Annotated in this window: 14 protein-coding genes; 8 read left to right on the top strand and 6 right to left on the bottom strand. The window is 55.8% G+C overall.

The window, feature by feature from the left end; genetic code table 11:
• Positions 1 to 8: 8 nt before the first annotated feature.
• Entirely contained in the window at positions 9 to 1,631 is a 1,623-nt protein-coding gene (locus tag ACMYSK_RS06740) for a TIGR04028 family ABC transporter substrate-binding protein (protein WP_434641247.1), read from the bottom strand.
• A gap of 184 nt (positions 1,632 to 1,815) precedes the next feature.
• Entirely contained in the window at positions 1,816 to 2,826 is a 1,011-nt protein-coding gene (adhP, locus tag ACMYSK_RS06735) for an alcohol dehydrogenase AdhP (protein ID WP_434641245.1), read from the bottom strand.
• A gap of 257 nt (positions 2,827 to 3,083) precedes the next feature.
• Here adhP and ACMYSK_RS06730 point away from each other — a divergent pair, with 257 nt between their 5' ends.
• On the top strand, positions 3,084 to 3,683 hold the full coding sequence (locus tag ACMYSK_RS06730; RefSeq protein ID WP_434641243.1) for an inorganic diphosphatase: 600 nt from the start codon (positions 3,084 to 3,086) through the stop codon (positions 3,681 to 3,683).
• A 210-nt stretch (positions 3,684 to 3,893) separates the two neighbouring features.
• On the top strand, positions 3,894 to 4,874 hold the full coding sequence (locus ACMYSK_RS06725) for a bifunctional helix-turn-helix transcriptional regulator/GNAT family N-acetyltransferase (RefSeq protein WP_434643954.1): 981 nt from the start codon (positions 3,894 to 3,896) through the stop codon (positions 4,872 to 4,874).
• A 63-nt stretch (positions 4,875 to 4,937) separates the two neighbouring features.
• On the opposite strand, the gene ACMYSK_RS06720 is transcribed toward ACMYSK_RS06725, so the two are convergent.
• Positions 4,938 to 6,650 carry an ABC-F family ATP-binding cassette domain-containing protein gene (locus ACMYSK_RS06720; RefSeq protein WP_434641241.1) on the bottom strand — a complete coding sequence of 571 codons (1,713 nt, stop codon included), beginning with the start codon at positions 6,648 to 6,650 and terminating at the stop codon, positions 4,938 to 4,940.
• Positions 6,651 to 7,451: 801 nt separating this feature from the next.
• On the opposite strand from ACMYSK_RS06720, the gene ACMYSK_RS06715 reads away from it, so the two are divergent.
• Positions 7,452 to 7,907 carry a hypothetical protein gene (locus ACMYSK_RS06715; RefSeq protein ID WP_434641239.1) on the top strand — a complete coding sequence of 152 codons (456 nt, stop codon included), beginning with the start codon at positions 7,452 to 7,454 and terminating at the stop codon, positions 7,905 to 7,907.
• Positions 7,908 to 8,184: 277 nt separating this feature from the next.
• Here the strand turns inward: ACMYSK_RS06715 and ACMYSK_RS06710 are convergent, their stop codons facing one another.
• The 3 genes from ACMYSK_RS06710 to ACMYSK_RS06700 all read right to left on the bottom strand — a co-directional run bounded on the left by ACMYSK_RS06710 (position 8,185) and on the right by ACMYSK_RS06700 (position 11,206).
• A complete protein-coding gene (locus ACMYSK_RS06710) occupies positions 8,185 to 9,882 on the bottom strand; it encodes an NAD-dependent malic enzyme (RefSeq protein ID WP_434641237.1) in 1,698 nt (565 codons plus the stop codon).
• Between the two features lie 173 nt (positions 9,883 to 10,055).
• Complete coding sequence (sra, locus tag ACMYSK_RS06705; protein ID WP_004861775.1) at positions 10,056 to 10,196, bottom strand: stationary-phase-induced ribosome-associated protein; 141 nt, start codon at positions 10,194 to 10,196, stop codon at positions 10,056 to 10,058.
• Positions 10,197 to 10,354: 158 nt separating this feature from the next.
• Positions 10,355 to 11,206 carry a Vmh family MBL fold metallo-hydrolase gene (locus tag ACMYSK_RS06700; RefSeq protein ID WP_434641235.1) on the bottom strand — a complete coding sequence of 284 codons (852 nt, stop codon included), beginning with the start codon at positions 11,204 to 11,206 and terminating at the stop codon, positions 10,355 to 10,357.
• 113 nt (positions 11,207 to 11,319) lie between these two features.
• On the opposite strand from ACMYSK_RS06700, the gene ACMYSK_RS06695 reads away from it, so the two are divergent.
• From ACMYSK_RS06695 to ACMYSK_RS06675, 5 genes are all read left to right on the top strand, one after another.
• Positions 11,320 to 12,204 carry a LysR family transcriptional regulator gene (locus tag ACMYSK_RS06695; protein WP_434641233.1) on the top strand — a complete coding sequence of 295 codons (885 nt, stop codon included), beginning with the start codon at positions 11,320 to 11,322 and terminating at the stop codon, positions 12,202 to 12,204.
• A gap of 261 nt (positions 12,205 to 12,465) precedes the next feature.
• Complete coding sequence (locus ACMYSK_RS06690; RefSeq protein ID WP_434641231.1) at positions 12,466 to 13,248, top strand: SDR family oxidoreductase; 783 nt, start codon at positions 12,466 to 12,468, stop codon at positions 13,246 to 13,248.
• Complete coding sequence (locus tag ACMYSK_RS06685; RefSeq protein ID WP_434641230.1) at positions 13,245 to 13,622, top strand: nuclear transport factor 2 family protein; 378 nt, start codon at positions 13,245 to 13,247, stop codon at positions 13,620 to 13,622. Before ACMYSK_RS06690 ends, ACMYSK_RS06685 begins: the two co-directional genes overlap by 4 nt.
• An 11-nt stretch (positions 13,623 to 13,633) precedes the next feature.
• Positions 13,634 to 14,503: a fumarylacetoacetate hydrolase family protein gene (locus ACMYSK_RS06680; RefSeq protein WP_434641228.1), complete on the top strand. Its 870-nt coding sequence runs from the start codon at positions 13,634 to 13,636 to the stop codon at positions 14,501 to 14,503.
• Positions 14,500 to 15,726 (top strand): DUF3500 domain-containing protein, encoded by a 1,227-nt coding sequence (locus ACMYSK_RS06675; protein WP_434641226.1) that lies wholly within the window; start codon positions 14,500 to 14,502, stop codon positions 15,724 to 15,726. Before ACMYSK_RS06680 ends, ACMYSK_RS06675 begins: the two co-directional genes overlap by 4 nt.
• Positions 15,727 to 15,886 lie beyond the last annotated feature (160 nt).

Here is a 15,886-nt window from a genome sequence, read left to right as displayed (position 1 = left end):
CATGCTCCTTAGTGTTTTTCCAGCCAGGCGCCGTAGAACGACGGGCGGCCGACGGCTTCAAAGCTCACGCCTTTCACCCATGTCGCGCCGGCAAAGACCTGCGGCTCTTCAAATATCGGGATCACGTAGGCGTTATCCAGCAGATAACGTTGGGCATCGCCGGTCAGCTGCAGGCGTTTTGGCGTATCGACTTCGGCGGAAATTGCGCTCAGCAGATCGTTAAGCTTGTCGTCGCGAAAGTGTTGGACTTTGTCGCTGGAGCCGCCACGTTGCAGAAGGGCATCGCGGTTGGTCGGGAAGAACATACTTTTCACCACGTCGGGGTCGGCGCGACCCACTTCCGAAACGGTCAGCGGAGTCTTCAGCGGATCGAGGTTATCGAGTACCCGGCTGCCGGCATCGCCCGCTTTTACGCTGAGTGCCGCACCGATCTGTCGCCACTGCTGGGCAATCAACTGAAGCACTTCTTTGTTTTGCGGCTGCGGCAGAGATTCATACACCGTCAGCGCCAGGCGCTGACCCTCTTTCACTCTGATACCGTCGGCAGCGGGTTTCCAGCCGGCTTCATCCAGTAACCGCCGGGCCTTCGCCTGGTCGAAAGTCAGTTTGTCGCTCAGATTCACGTAACCTGCCGCCGTGCTGGCGATGGCCGAAGTGGCCTGCGGGTAGTTGGCGGAGAACAGAGTTTCGACGACCTGTCGGGCGTTAGTGGCGTGCAGTAACGCCTGGCGCACGCGCAGATCGGAAACCAGCGGATTATCGGGACGGAAGCTCAGGCTGTCATTGACGCCGCGGGTGGGGGCGGCATAAATCCTGAAGCCCTGATCGGTGGCCTGTTTTTCATCATAGGCCTGCACCTGGCGAATAAAACCGGCCTGTCCCGCCAGCAGTGCGCCAATCCGCACGCTGTCTTCCGGCGTGACGATAAAAGTGATCCCATCGAGATTGGCAGGCCCTTGCTGGGCGAGATTTTTGGGCCCCCACTGGTAATCTTTACGGGCGACCAGCGTCAGTTCGCGGCCCGGCTTTTCATCTTTTACCGTAAACGGACCGGAGCCGATAATATTGCGCGCATCGCCGAGTTCGTCGAAATTACGCTGCAATGTGCTGAGGGAAACCAGCCCGGAGCCGATCGTGGCGGTTCCCTGCAGGAAGCCCGGTGACGGCTTTTTGAAGTAGAATTTCACCGTCAGCGGGTTGATGACTTCACTATGGTCGTAGTTGTTGATGACTTCAGAGACCGGCAGACGATGGGCTTTATTACCGAGGCCGTAGGTATCAAAGTTTTTGGCAACCGCGTTAGCATCCAGCGGGGTGCCGTCGGAGAAGGTGACACCGGGGCGCAGGGTGAAGGTATATTCGGTTTTGTCGGCGTTCGTGAGCCAGCTTTCCGCGATCCACGGTTCCACCTCAAGGGTCTTCGGGTTTTGCCAGGTCAGCTTATCGGTTATTTGATTAAGAATGCCACCGTTCGGATAAAACCCCCCGGCCGGCGGATAGAGATTGGTGTGCGGCTGCTGCTCCAGATAAATTAATGTTCCCCCTTTGACCGGTACTTCCGCGGCCCAGGCGGAAAAGGCGCCTGATAAAAAGAGGGCTGCCAACGCGGGCAGGCGAAAACGGCTTTGCATGGTGAATTCCTTTGTTATCTATTGTGTTGCCATCATCGGGCGCGGGTATAAACAAAGGAACCAACGAATTGCGCTAAGCATTTGCGGAAAAGGCATTTGCCGCGTCGGGGGAATATTTTATGAGGGGGAGTCGACGGCGGAGTCAGTGAAAACGGCCTCTCCCGGCGCGGGAGAGGCGCGAGGCTTAGCGGCGGAAATCGATAACCATACGGCCGCGAATTTGCCCTTGTTCCATCTCTTTAAAGATGGCGTTGATATCGCCCAGCGGACGCAACGTCACTTTAGGCACCACTTTCCCTTCGGCTGCGAACTGGAAGGCTTCAGTCAGATCCTGACGGGTACCCACCAGTGAGCCAACGACTTCGATACCGTCCAGCACCAGGCGTGGAATATCGAGGCTCATTGCTTCCGGCGGCAGGCCAACGGCTACAACGCGGCCACCGGCGCGCACGGCGTCAACGGCGGAGTTAAATGCTGCTTTGGCAACGGCCGTGACCACGGCTGCGTGAGCGCCGCCGGTTTTTTCCTGAATCACTTTCGCCGCATCTTCATTGCGGGAATTGATGGTCAGATCTGCGCCCATCTCGGATGCCAGCGCCAGCTGCGCATCGTTAACGTCGATAGCGATGACTTTGGCATTGAACACGTTTTTCGCATACTGCAACGCCAGGTTGCCGAGGCCGCCGAGGCCATAAATGGCAATCCATTGTCCAGGTTTAATGTGCGACACTTTCACCGCTTTATAGGTGGTGACGCCCGCGCAGGTGATGCTGCTGGCGGCAGCGGAATCGAGACCATCCGGTACTTTGACCGCATAGTTAGCGGTGACGATGCACTCTTCAGCCATCCCGCCATCCACGCTGTAACCGGCATTTTTTACCGAGCGACAGAGCGTTTCGTTCCCGCTGTTACAGTAATCACAGTGTCCACAGCCTTCGAAGAACCACGCCACGCTGGCACGGTCGCCCGGTTTCAGGGAGCTGACGCCTGGACCGACCTGTTGCACGACGCCGACGCCTTCATGGCCCAGAATCACGCCGGTTTTATCGCCAAAATCGCCGTTTTTCACGTGCAGGTCGGTATGGCATACGCCACAGCACTCCATTTTCAACAACGCCTCTCCATGTTGCAGGGGGCGCAGTGTTTTTTCCGTCACATCAACCTGGTGATCGTGGGTGACAACGGCTGCCTTCATATCTACTCCTTGAAATTTGAGGAAAAAATAGGGTTATTCACTCGCAAATAATACTCATTAAGGATTAACCCTAACGCGCAGGAATGCAAGTTTGCTAGTGAAATATGTGGTCTGAAGCAGCACGAATAGCGCAAAATTCGAACATTTGTATAAATTTTGGCTGTTAATAATTGTGAAATGAGGGCGTCATATTCCGTTCATTGCTAACGGGCAGGCTTTTACAGGTAAATTTCATATAACAACAGAGTGACACTACAATGCATCTGGTAAAAACTATCCTCGCCGCATCGCTGTTCCTGTCTGCCGCCGCTCAGGCCCAGAATGTACTGGACTTCCCGCAGCCGGAGAACAACCCGGAAGAGTTCTACGCGGTCACCGAAATCCCAACCGGCGGTATCATTAAATATGAAACGGACGCTAAAACCGGATTTATTATAGCCGATCGTTTCCAGTCGATGCCGGTTGCCTACCCGGCTAACTACGGTTCACTGACCCAGTCGCTGGCGGGAGATGGCGATCCGCTGGACGTGGTGTTCTACACCCGCGCGCCGATGGCACCGGGGACGTTGATTAAACTGCGGGCGATTGGCGTGCTGAAGATGATCGATGGCGGCGAAAAAGACGACAAGATTATTGCCGTGCCGGCGAGCAAAATCGACCCGACCTATGATGACGTGAAGAATATTAGCGACCTGCCTAAAATTGAGCAGGAGCGACTGCAGGCCTTTTTCCGCGTCTATAAGCAGCTGCCGGATGGCCGTAAAAAGGTGGAGCTGAACGGCTTTAACGATGCCGCCGCAGCGAAGCAAGAGATCAAACAGGCCTGGGATGCCTGGAAAGAAAAAAATCCGCAGTAATTCACAAGAAGATAAAAACAGGCACCGACCGGTGCCTGTGACTTTTTAGCGCAGAGATGCGCCGTTCCGACCGTTTTTAATCCTGGCAAGGACCCTCTGCTGTGGCATGAAATGCCAGGCGGGAAGGAGGGGCAAATGGCGACCCTGATTGACAGCAATGCCGCCGCAATGGTTGTATTATACAACTATCAATTAGCCTGCATCGACACCATGACTCATCCATCGCTTATTAATGACTCGCTTATTAACGAAATACGCCGCGCCTCCCGTCTGATGGTGCGTGAACTCGGTTTCATGAGTTCCACCCTGGCCGCGACCGACTATTCTCCTTCCGCCGTGCATACGTTGCTGGAAGTGTCCGCGCATGGGGCGATGACAGCCGCGCAGTTGGTTCAGATACTCGGCCTTGAGAAATCGAGCGTCAGTCGTATGTTGTCCCGCCTGCTGGCCGCCGGTGAGCTGCAGGAAAAACCTGACAGCGACGATGCCCGCTTCAAACACCTCGAACTGACGGAACAGGGGCGGGCAACGGTCAGCCGGATTAACGACTACGGGGCGATGCGGGTTGTCGATGCGCTGGCGCATCTCGATGCCGGGCAACAACAACGCGTGGCGCAGGGGCTGGGCGCCTACGCGCAGGCGCTGGCAAAATGCCGCGAAGTACAGATACCGGCAGCGACAAAAAACGTGGCTATTGTGACCGGATACCGGCCCGGTATGATTGGCCGCATCGCACAGATGCACGGCGAATATTATGCCCGGCACCACGGGTTCGGCCATTTCTTTGAAGGGAAGGTTGCCAGCGGGCTGGCGGAGTTTTCGACACGACTGGGCGCCGAATGCAATCAGATTTGGCTGGCGGTGCTGGATGGCAAAATCGTCGGTTCCGTCGCCATCGATGGTGAAGACCTGGGTGGCAACGAAGCACATCTGCGTTGGTTTATTCTCGATGACAGCTGTCGCGGTAGCGGCGTGGGTCGCCGTCTGCTGACCGAGGCTATGGCCTTTTGTGACCGCCGCGGCTTTTCCGCCGTTCAGCTGTGGACCTTCAGCGGTCTTAACGCCGCCCGCGCGCTTTATGAATCATTCGGCTTTACGCTGCATAAAGAGTGGCAAGGCGATCAGTGGGGAATGATGATGACCGAACAGCAGTTTAGCCGACGCCAGACAGGTTCTGCTACGGCGGAATGACGCTCATCGGGTGTCGTAAAACCGGCTAAGGCGTCGCCACCTTAGCCGGCGATTCAGGCCCTGTTAACTGAGCCTAGCACTCAGGGCCGCAATCTCCTCACGCCACTGTGCCTGGAGGTGGGGTTTTTGATGCTTAGGCTTACGCGAGACGTCATCCGCCAGCCGCTGTTCCAGGTCGACTAACCGTTCCAGCAGGGCGTCACTGTCCTCAACCTGCTCCGCCGTGGCTTCAGCCTCCGCCGCCGTATATTCCCGGCGGGCCCCGCTGCGCAGGCGCGCGTAGACCTCATCCACGGAGTGCCACTCGCTCAGCCCGCTGTCATCAATCAGCCAGAAGCGATTGCAGCTCTGGCTTATCAACTGGCGGTCATGACTGACCAGCAGCAGGCCGCCGGAGTAATCCTGCAACGATGCAGCCAGCGCCTCTTTCCCCTCCATATCCAGATGGTTAGTGGGTTCATCCAGCAGGAGCAGGCTATAGCGAGCCAGCGACAAGCCGACAAACAGCAGCCGGGAACGTTCGCCGCCGCTGAGGGTGCTGACCTTTTGTCCGTGACGGCTCCAGCCGAAACCGGCTGAAATCAGCGCCCGCTTGCGAGCTTCGCCGGCAGGCTCAAAGTTTTCCAGCGCCTCCAGCAGCGTGGCGTTGTCCGGTAGCTGATGCAGCGTCTGGTCGTAATAACCCGGATGCAAGCGCGGATGCAGACGCAGCCCGGCGTCCGGCGTCGACTGCTGCATCTGCTGCCACAGAAGGCGCAACAGCGAGGATTTGCCGCCGCCGTTGCGACCCATAATCGCCACCCGGTCACCGCTGCGCAGGCGCGCCAGTTCGGCGGTGAACAGGGCCGGTAATCCCGGAGCCGGAGGGACCGGTAGCCGTTCAATGTCGAGCAAACGATCGGCTCGCAGAGCATCGCCATGCAGCGCCAGACGCCACGGCGTACCGGCGGTCAGTTCGGTTTGACTCTCCTTTAATCGCGTAACCTGTTTTTCCATCTGTTTGGCTTTGCGCGAAAGGTCTTCGTTGTCATACACCTGACCCCAGGTCGCCAGCCGTCTGGCGCTGGCGGTGACGCGGTCAATTTCGCGTTGCTCGGCCTTATGACGCAGGGCATCGCTGTCGTCCCGTTCTGCCAGCGCCTGTCGCGCCGCGCTACAGGGAAGAGAGAAGGTGTGCAGCGTTCTGTCGCGCAGGATCCAACTGGTATTAGTTACAGCATCCAATAACTGGTGGTCATGAGACACCAGAACGAAGCTCCCCTGCCAGGTTTGCAAGAAGCTTTCCAGCCACAGCAGGGTCGGCAGGTCGAGGTGGTTGCCGGGTTCATCCAGCAGCAGGAGATCCGGTTGCTGAATCAATGCCCTGGCCAGCAGCAGTCGGGTATGCTGACCCCCGCTTAGCGTTGCGGCCTGCTGCATGAATTCGGTCGTTGTGAACCCCATTGCCGCCAGCAAACGTTCTGCCTGCCAGCGTTGCTGTTCGCGGCCGGCGTCGGGCAGCCGTGCCAGCACCACTTCAATCAGCGAAAGTTGCAGCAGTACATCCGGGAGGTGTTGTTCAACCCGCGCCATCAGACACTGGTTCGCCAGCGCCACGCTGCCGGATCCGGGTATCAGCGTGCCGTCCAGCACCTGTAGCAGGGTACTTTTGCCGCAGCCGTTATGGCCAATCAGGCCAATGCGATCGCCTTTTTTCAGGGTAAAGGAAAGGTCAGTGAAAAGCGGCCCGAATGCCGTTTCAACATGCAGGGATTGTGCGGTAAATAATGTGCTCATAGTGAACTTACTCAAGAGTTACAGGCATGAAAATGCCTCGTCAAACATCGCTGACGATAACCCGGTAAGCCCGAGGGAAGGGAATTAGTCTCTGAAGTCTTCGCTCAAGCTGAAGTTATCGCAGCACGATACCGATAACGCTTGAGCTGGTACGATGACCAAATGTCAGTGAAAAAATCGATATTTCACAGAACAGCATGGGGGCCTCCTTTTTTAATTAGTCAGTTAACAGGTGAATGCAGTGTAGAGCCCGGGCGGCGTTTTGGCTAGTGACTAAAGATAGTGGGGTCGCGGTTGTGGCAGTAGCGTCGGATGACGACCTGCTGACGCAAGTGATGACAGAGGGACTTTAGCCGGGTATTAAGGGGCAACTACGTTGAGGGTATATTCCCAATGAAAATAGCCTTACGGAGCGCTTCTATTTTCATAAATTTTAACCTGAATATTTATCGTTATGTTATCCAGTCCTGTAGCGATACGATGAACGCAGCATAATGATGATCTATCAACTTTATATAGATGTGGAATATGAAAGCGAGGGAACTCATTCTTACCCGTTGCGTTTTATGCCGAAAATTTATTTCTGGAGACTTTAATGTAGGTGTGAATATATAGTCATGGATTGGCTGGAGGGCCACTTGCCATATTTTCATTTATATTTTGCATCGTAATGAGTCGCAGCAAAAACAAAATATCCAGGATGAAGGTGGCAATAAAATTAATGATATTAAGAATAACGGTTTTTTATGCTTACCCCTCGATAAGCGCATAAAACGGAAAACTGCGACAAGGGATAATGAAATGGCTTTTGTTAATGAAATGATCTCAGATGATGATTGGCAACGTTATGATTTAGACACGGTGAATCGACGTATGAACGGTTTGCATACCCCAAATTTCCAGTGGACTATCGATCGTGAAGAAGCCGTGTGGTTAAGGCTCTTTTATATCTACAGCGATTACACTGCCGATAAACCTGGACGAACCGGAAAGCAAATTTGGGACTATTTTTGGCGCGGTACGCTGCTGTCACTTGAGACCAGGGAGCTAAAAACCAAGCCTGAGACGGACAATGATGGTGTTTACTATGTCCATCGGCGGTTGTTGTCGATCAATATTCCACCTGAGCTTACGGCAGCAACGGAACAGATTCTGCAAGATTTAAAATTGGCGTTTACTGCTTGTTCCTGTGCGGGGATTTACTCAGACGGTGTGCCTTGTCAGATTGATTTAGAGTATCGGGGGCAGTTGATATGAGTACCACAGAGCGCGGTATTTCTCAGCATTATTGGCATCGCTGAGTTCGACGGGTGATTGTGATTGGTTCGGCGATTGTTCAGATAGCACAACGCGAAATGTGTTCCCTTTAAACGTTCGACTATCAGGAACAGCTATTAATAGCACGGCATAAGATTCTCATTTATCCGCACAACAGGCCAGTAATGGCCTTGAGCAAAAAGAAGGCTAGGGCGGGTCAGATATAACAGGCCTGCATGCAGGCCCGTTAAGTTCAGCGAACGAGTACAGCGAACAATCAGATTGATGTCCGGCGGTAGTTGCGGTACTCCGGCAGCCAGAAGTTATCGCTTATCGCCTGCAGCAGCGCTTCGGCGGAGGTTTTCACCGCCACACCTTGCTCCTGAGCAACCTTACCGACCGCAAAAGCGATGGCGCGCGAAACGGTCTGGATATCTTTAAGCTCCGGCAGGACCGGGCCTTCGCCGTTGTTAACCAGCGGCGAGTGCTTCGCCAGCGTCTCACTTGCTGCCATCAGCATGTCGTCGGTGACCCGCGACGCGCCGGAGGCGATGACGCCAAGGCCGATACCGGGGAAGATATAGGAGTTGTTGCACTGGGCTATAACGTACTGCTTGCCTTTCAGCGTCACCGGTGCAAACGGGCTGCCGGTGGCAACCAGCGCTTCACCGTCAGTCCAGCTGAGAATATTTTGCGGCGTGGCTTCCACACGGGACGTTGGGTTCGACAGCGGCATCACGATTGGGCGCGAGCAGTGCTTATGCATCTCGCGAATAATCTCTTCGGTGAACAGGCCCGGCTGGCCGGAGACACCGATCAGGATATTCGGTTTCACGTTACGCACAACGTCCAGCAGGGAAAGCACATCGTTGGTGGTATCCCACTGCTGTAGGTTTTCGCGCTTCTGGACCAGCTTGTTCTGGAACGGCAGCAGGTTCGGCATGGCGTCTGTCAGCAGGCCGAAACGGTCAACCATGAACACGCGCTGACGCGCTTCCTCTTCGCTCAGCCCTTCGCGTTGGATTTGGGCGATAATCTGCTCGGCAATCCCGCAGCCGGCAGAACCCGCGCCAAGGAAGACGATTTTCTGCTCGCTAAGCTGACTGCCCGCTCCGCGGCTGGCGGCAATCAGCGTACCCACGGTTACCGAGGCGGTGCCCTGGATATCGTCATTGAATGAGCAAATCTCATTGCGATAGCGGTTAAGCAGCGGCATGGCGTTTTTCTGCGCGAAATCTTCAAACTGCAGGAGCACGTCCGGCCAACGGTGTTTAATCGCCTGGATGACGTCATCGACAAACTGATAGTACTCGTCGTCGGTAATGCGCGGGTGACGCCAGCCCATATACAGCGGGTCGTCGAGTAGCTGCTGGTTGTTGGTTCCCACGTCCAGCACGATCGGCAGCGTGTAGGCCGGGCTGATACCGCCGCAGGTGGTGTACAGAGACAGCTTGCCAATCGGGATACCCATGCCGCCAATGCCCTGGTCGCCAAGGCCGAGAATACGTTCCCCGTCGGTAACAACGATCACTTTGACGTTGTGGTTGGGGACGTTTTGCAGGATATCGTCGAGGTTGTGTCGGTTCTGATAGGAAATGAATACCCCGCGTGAGCGCCGGTAGATCTCCGAGAAACGCTCACAGGCGGCGCCGACGGTCGGGGTGTAAATGACCGGCATCATCTCATCGAGATGGTTGCCAATCAGACGATAAAACAGGGTTTCGTTGGTGTCCTGAATGTTGCGCAGGTAAATGTGTTTATCGATCTCAGTTTTAAACCCCTGATACTGGATCCAGGCACGTTCAGCTTGTTCTTCAATTGTTTCAACAACTTCTGGCAGCAGACCGAGCAGGTTAAAGCTGCTGCGCTCTTCGATGCTGAAGGCGCTACCTTTGTTGAGAAGAGGGAATTCGAGCAGAACGGGACCAGCGTAGGGGATATACAGAGAACGGTTTTTTTTATGGGTGAATTGCATCGCACTAACTCCTTGATGTTCACTTCAGACCGGGCGCGGCGATAAGCGTGCGGGCTAGCAGGGAATACAGCGGGAAGGAGTATAAAGCAGATGTTATCAAAGAGGGTAAATTGTATTAAAAAAACACCATCCTGGCGAAAGGACGGTGTTTTTATCATCACTCAGGTGAGAAGTTAACCCGCGCGGCGTTTACGGCCGGTGGCGTGGGCATGGTTGATTGTCGTTTCAACATCGCCGTCCAGCACCACTTTTTTCTGCTGGGACAGCTTATAGTTCAGACCGAGAAGATGACGTGCCTGGTGGTTCGATTTCATTCTTACTCCTTAATCCAGTTCTGTTTCAAGGACAAGCCCGGCGCTACCGGACGAAATGTTACCCTAAGAACGGTGCGCTAACGCGACCGTGCTATCTATCGTGGTCTATTTTCCCACCAATGGCAAATCCATCACCCTCAATCAGGAATAATCTGCGGTTACCATTTCATCTCGCCGGTGTTCACTTTAGCGCTGAGCGCCAGCGAACTCTCTTCTGCCAGGTTTGGCCAGCGTTGCTTCATGTCGGTAATGACCCCTGCGGAATCTTTATGCGTTTTCAGCGCCTGCTCAAACTGCTGCAAATAGTCGCGGGTAAAGGTTATTGCACGATCGCCGGCCGGTGGTGTTCCGAGATAGTGGCCGGGAATAACCTGCTGTGGATGAAGAGCGGCCATATCCTCAAGCGTTTTACGCCACTGCAAACGGCTTTCGGCACTTTGGGTATCGGCCGTCCACACGTGCATACCCCAGGCCACGCCGGTGCCGCCGAGGATGGTTTTGTTTGCCGGGATCCAGACGAACGCCGCGTAGTTTTGCGGCTGGCGGATTTCAACGTTCTCGCCGTCGATGGTGAAGGTATTCGCGGCCATCACCTGCGGAGTATAAAGCTGTTTCGGGGCGCCATCTTTCATCTGCGGGCCCCAGAACGCCAGCTTCGCGGATTTGGTGGCATTGATGTGGTTGACCACCTCAGAGGTGGCAACAACTTTTGCTTGCGGGAAGGCCTTTACCAGCGGTTCGAGGCCAAAATAAAAATCCGGGTCGCCGGAAGTGATTACAATGCGGGTCAGTTTTTTGCCGCTTTTACGGATCATCTCGACCAGTTTTTCCCCATCTTTGACGCTAAATTGCGCATCAAACAGTACTGCTTCGTGCGGGCCGGAGGCCAGGGTCGAGTTCACGGCGAAGATACCTTTATCCTGCGGATTGTAGGTCTGCAAAGTTAAAGGGGCGGCGAAAGTGGCGGTGCTGAACAGCGCGGTCGCAACGGCAAGGGCAGTTAATTTCATGATTGTTTTCTCAGTGTCAGGTGAATAGCGCCATTGTACGGATTTCCTGATTTGCGAAAATTCCTGAAAAAAGAGATGCTGAGTTTCATAAAACGTGCAGATGGAAGGGATAAATGGACAGGATTATTGCCGCGCAGGTCTATATGCGGATCTGCGAGCTGGGTAGCCTCAGTGCCGCAGCCCGTGCGCTGGGGATGTCGCGACCGATGGTCAGCCGCTATCTGGAACAGATGGAGCACTGGGCGGGAACCCGTCTGATACACCGTTCAACGCGCAAATTAACCTTAACCACCGCCGGGGAGAAAGTGCTGCAAAAAACCCGCAGCCTGACCCAGCTGTCTGACGAGATTGCCGGGCAGACCGAACGCGCAGTACCCAGCGGGACGCTGCGTGTCGCCTGCGCCCACTTTACCGCCATGCAGTTGATTTCGCCGCTGTTACCCGATTTTCTCGCCCGCTATCCGCAGCTGCGTCTCGAACTGGATATCAATAACCATCCGGTGAGTCTGATTGGCGAGCGAATTGATGTTGCCATTCGAATCACCGACAACCCTGAACCGGGGGCCATCGCTCGTCGCCTGGGCGTCTGTCGCTCGGTTCTGTGTGCGTCACCCCGCTGGCTACAGCTGCACGGCCAGCCGCAAACGCCAGCGGAACTGGGTGCACATAACTGCCTGCATTACAGCCATTTTGCCGCCCCGACCTGGCAGTTTACTGACCCGCAGGGTGAGGCTGTCGCGGTGGCGGTCTCCGGGAATCTGAGCGCCGGGATCTCCTCGTTACTGCTGGAAGCGGCGGTGGCCGGCTGCGGTATCGCGATGCTGCCGGAGCTGGAGGCGCAGCGCGCCCTTAACAGCGGGGCGCTGAAGCCGGTATTGCCGGCATGGACCCCGAAAGCGCTGAGCGTATACGGTATCTACTTATCGCGCGACTACCAGCCCAGCGCGCTGCCGCTGTTTCTCGATGAAATTCAACAACAGCTGACGCAGCTTAGCTAGCGCACCTTCGCGCCAACCTTCTCCCGTCGCGCCACATCGGCGCGTTCTCCTGTCATCTCTCGCCAGAGTGCGTAAGACAAGGCCGGGATACCTGCGCCTGTCTGGCTGCAACGCCTGGCGTCTCCCGTCGATAATCGCTTCTTTCGTGAGCCATCTCCGACTTTCATCTAATCCTCTGGTTGATATCTAGACATATCGTAATTTGAGATATATCAATATATGTACATTATTTTACCAATGATTAACATTCAGGAGCGGACAATGGATCTGGGGATTGCCGGAAAACAGGCCTTTATCTGTGCCTCATCGCAAGGGCTGGGGCTGGCCTGCGCGACGGCGCTGGCGGCAGAAGGGGTGAACGTAACCCTCAACGGACGTCATGAAGAGAAGCTGGCAGGGGCGGCATCGGCGCTGCGCCAGCGCTTCCCGCAAATAGCCGTCACGAGTATCGTCGCCGACCTGACGCAACCGGCGGGGCGCGCGGCGATCCTGGCGGCCTGGCCGAACATCGACATTCTGGTGACGAATAACGCCGGTCCCCAGCCCGGAGCGCTAGCCGACTGGCACGAGGAGGCGCTGCTGGCGGCGATGGCAGCCAATTTTATTCCGGCGGTGCAGCTGATCCGCGCCTGGCTGCCGGCGATGCAGGCGCAGCGCTTCGGGCGGATCGTCAATATCACCTCGGCCATGGTCAAAGCACCGCACTACATGATGGGGCTATCGACTTCGGCGCGCACGGCGCTGACGGCCATTTGCAAAGCCATCAGCCGCGAGGTGGTGGCCGACAATGTCACTATCAATAACCTGCTTCCGGAGCGGATTGATACCCCGCGCCAGGCATTTATGCTGCAACGGTTGATGGACAAAGAGGGGATCGGCCTTGAAGAGGCGCGGCGCCGCAATGAAGCGACGATCGCCGCCGGGCGTTTTGGTCGCCCGGAAGAGTTCGCGGCAGCCTGCGCTTTCTTATGTAGCGAGCAGGCTTCCTATATTTCCGGACAAAACCTCCAGCTCGACGGCGGTTCCTACGAGGGGCTGCTATGAACGCGGATATTCTGGCCCTGCTGGCGCTCGAATCCCAGCGTCAGCAGGCCCTCGTGGCTGGCGACCGCCAGTGTCTGGCGGGACTACTGGCCGACGATCTTATCCATATTCACAGCACCGGGATGGTTCACGGTAAGGATGAGTTTCTCGAACATGTGGTGAAAATGGGGGGATTTGTGGCTATCGACCGGCCAACCCCGGACATTCGACTGCTGGGTGATATCGCCATTATCAGCGGCGAAACGCGCAATATTGTCCGCTCGTTGCACGATGGTGCTGAAAGGGCGCGCCACGGTTATTCCACGCTGGTTCTGCGTCGTTCCTCGCAGGGCTGGCAGATTGTGCTTTCACAAATGACGCCCTTTGCGGCGTAAGAAGGAGTGTTATGAAGCTCGTGCGCTACACCCATCACGGACAAACCCGGCTTGGCAAAGTGGTCGATTCTACGGTTATCGATTTGTCAGAAATTACCGGTATTGGTCATTCGATGCGCCAGTTGCTCTGCGGTTTGCCGGCGCTGCGGACGCGGCTTGAACGGGCAACCGGGCCGGCTATTGCGCTGGAAGAGGTTCGTCTGGAAGCTCCGATTAACGATCCGCAAAAGTTTCTCGGCATCGGCATGAACTACCGCCAGCATGCCGAAGAGGCACGCCAGGCCGGGATCGTAATTCCGCAGTCGCAAATGTGGTTTAACAAGCAGGTTTCCTGCATCAACGGCCCCTTTGACCCGGTCGTTAAGCCGCGCGTCAGCGAACAGATGGATTATGAAATCGAGCTCGGCGTGGTCATTGGTCGCCGCTGTCGCCACGTTTGCGCCCAGGAGGCAAAAGCGGTCATTGCCGGCTATCTGATCGTCAACGATCTTTCCGCTCGCGACTGGCTGAAAAAATCACCGACATTCACGCTCGGAAAATCATTCGATACACATGGGCCGCTCGGGCCGTGGCTGACGACCGGTGATGAAATTGCCGACCCGCTGGCGCTGCAAATGACGCTGACGGTAAACGGTGAACGGCGCCAGCATGCATCAACCGGCGATATGATTTACAATATTTATCAACAAATTGAGTACCTTTCCTCGGTCATGACGCTGGAGCCGGGTGATGTGCTGGCCACCGGCACACCGTCCGGGATTGGCGCCCCGACCGGTCGCTTCCTGCAGCCGGGCGACCTGATGCATTTGACCATCGATGGCCTGGGCGCGATTGAGCATCGCGTGGTGGCTGAAGATGATGCCGCTGTGTGGGAGGCATGATGAGCCGCCATCCTTTTCGTGATTATCTTCTGCCCGCCGACGCGCCGCGTATTCTGGCCGCGCGTAACGTTGATGTGGCTACCTACGGCGCCAGGATGCTGGCGACGGATAAAGCCCGCGCGCTACAGGCACAGTGGCAGGCCAGTCTGGATGAAACGTTTCGCGGGATCACCACTAACGGTACGGTACGCGATGGACTATTCCCGCGAGTCGATGAGGGTTTTGCCGTCGACGAGGCGGTCGCTGCCGCTACGGCGCTGCTGATCACGCTGGATCCGGCGCAGCGTCAGCGCGTCTGTCAGCCGATGGATGCGCCGCAGTGGCGGGCCTGGTATAACCCGGAAATTCCGTTCAATGACTACGGCGTGCGCCTCGAAGAGACCGGCCAGGCAACGCGCGAGGCGTTTCTCGGATTGCTGCACGCCTGCACCAGCGAGCAGGGATTTCGTAAAGTCACTCGCCTGATGGATGCCAACCATTTTCTTGGCGAACTGTACGATCTGAACAACATCATGAACCGCTGGAGCTTTCATTTCATGCTGTTCGGCGAGCCTTCCAGCGATAAGCCCTGGGGCTGGAATATTTACGGCCATCATGTTGCGTTCTGCTGCTTTATCGTCGGACGCCAGCTGACCATCGCGCCAACGTTTATGGGCGTGGAGCCGAACGTTATCGATCGCGGTGATGAAAGCGACGCGACGCTGTTTACCGACGAGGAGCGCTGCGGTCTGGCGTTAATGCAGGCATTGACCCCGCATCAGCAGAGGCGGGCGACGATTTTCCAACAGATGGAAGATCCGGCGATGCCACCAGAACGCTTTAATTTCGCCGATCAGCGCCATCTTGGCGGGGCATTTCAGGATAACCGCATTATTCCTTATGAGGGGATTTGTGTGGCGGAGTTGAATCCAGAACAGCGCGAAAAGCTGATGGCGACGATTGCCTGTTTTCTCGATTTCTTACCCGACGGCCCGCGACAGCACCGACTGGCCTTAATTGCGCAGTATCTGGAGGAAACCTGGTGGTGTTGGATTGGCGGTTGCGGCGATGATGATGTCTTTTATTATCGTATTCAAAGCCCGGTGGTGATGCTGGAATTCGATCACCATAGCGGCATGTGGCTGACCAATGAACAGCCGGCGCGTTTTCACATCCATACGATTACGCGTATTCCGAATGGCAATGATTACGGCAAAGCATTACTGGCGCAAATTTCCGAATAAGTCTTGCAGTTTTATCTCTGTTTATATCACCCGTCGTCGTACGCATTGTGCATGGCGCGGGTGGGCGCACTGACGCGCCATTTTATAAGGGCCTCATCGAACAGGCTCTGAGCGGTAAATAAAAAAATATCTCTGTCTCCTACAATGAGGTTATCTGGCA

It is taken from the genome of Klebsiella sp. I138, assembly GCF_051131765.1.
Classification (GTDB): domain Bacteria; phylum Pseudomonadota; class Gammaproteobacteria; order Enterobacterales; family Enterobacteriaceae; genus Klebsiella.
The sequence above is the reverse complement of the archived record's forward strand: the minus strand, read 5'-3'. Positions and strand labels throughout refer to the sequence as shown.

What these genes read in the sequence shown, in the direction of transcription:
- ACMYSK_RS06685 (WP_434641230.1), top strand. Translation starts at nt 13,245, where the DNA reads ATGAACGCGGATATTCTGGCCCTGCTGGCGCTCGAATCCCAGCGTCAG.
- ACMYSK_RS06730 (WP_434641243.1), top strand. Translation starts at nt 3,084, where the DNA reads ATGCATCTGGTAAAAACTATCCTCGCCGCATCGCTGTTCCTGTCTGCC.
- sra (WP_004861775.1), bottom strand. Translation starts at nt 10,196, where the DNA reads ATGAAATCGAACCACCAGGCACGTCATCTTCTCGGTCTGAACTATAAG.
- ACMYSK_RS06680 (WP_434641228.1), top strand. Translation starts at nt 13,634, where the DNA reads ATGAAGCTCGTGCGCTACACCCATCACGGACAAACCCGGCTTGGCAAA.
- ACMYSK_RS06695 (WP_434641233.1), top strand. Translation starts at nt 11,320, where the DNA reads ATGGACAGGATTATTGCCGCGCAGGTCTATATGCGGATCTGCGAGCTG.
- adhP (WP_434641245.1), bottom strand. Translation starts at nt 2,826, where the DNA reads ATGAAGGCAGCCGTTGTCACCCACGATCACCAGGTTGATGTGACGGAA.
- ACMYSK_RS06725 (WP_434643954.1), top strand. Translation starts at nt 3,894, where the DNA reads ATGACTCATCCATCGCTTATTAATGACTCGCTTATTAACGAAATACGC.
- ACMYSK_RS06740 (WP_434641247.1), bottom strand. Translation starts at nt 1,631, where the DNA reads ATGCAAAGCCGTTTTCGCCTGCCCGCGTTGGCAGCCCTCTTTTTATCA.
- ACMYSK_RS06715 (WP_434641239.1), top strand. Translation starts at nt 7,452, where the DNA reads ATGGCTTTTGTTAATGAAATGATCTCAGATGATGATTGGCAACGTTAT.
- ACMYSK_RS06700 (WP_434641235.1), bottom strand. Translation starts at nt 11,206, where the DNA reads ATGAAATTAACTGCCCTTGCCGTTGCGACCGCGCTGTTCAGCACCGCC.
- ACMYSK_RS06710 (WP_434641237.1), bottom strand. Translation starts at nt 9,882, where the DNA reads ATGCAATTCACCCATAAAAAAAACCGTTCTCTGTATATCCCCTACGCT.
- ACMYSK_RS06690 (WP_434641231.1), top strand. Translation starts at nt 12,466, where the DNA reads ATGGATCTGGGGATTGCCGGAAAACAGGCCTTTATCTGTGCCTCATCG.
- ACMYSK_RS06675 (WP_434641226.1), top strand. Translation starts at nt 14,500, where the DNA reads ATGATGAGCCGCCATCCTTTTCGTGATTATCTTCTGCCCGCCGACGCG.
- ACMYSK_RS06720 (WP_434641241.1), bottom strand. Translation starts at nt 6,650, where the DNA reads ATGAGCACATTATTTACCGCACAATCCCTGCATGTTGAAACGGCATTC.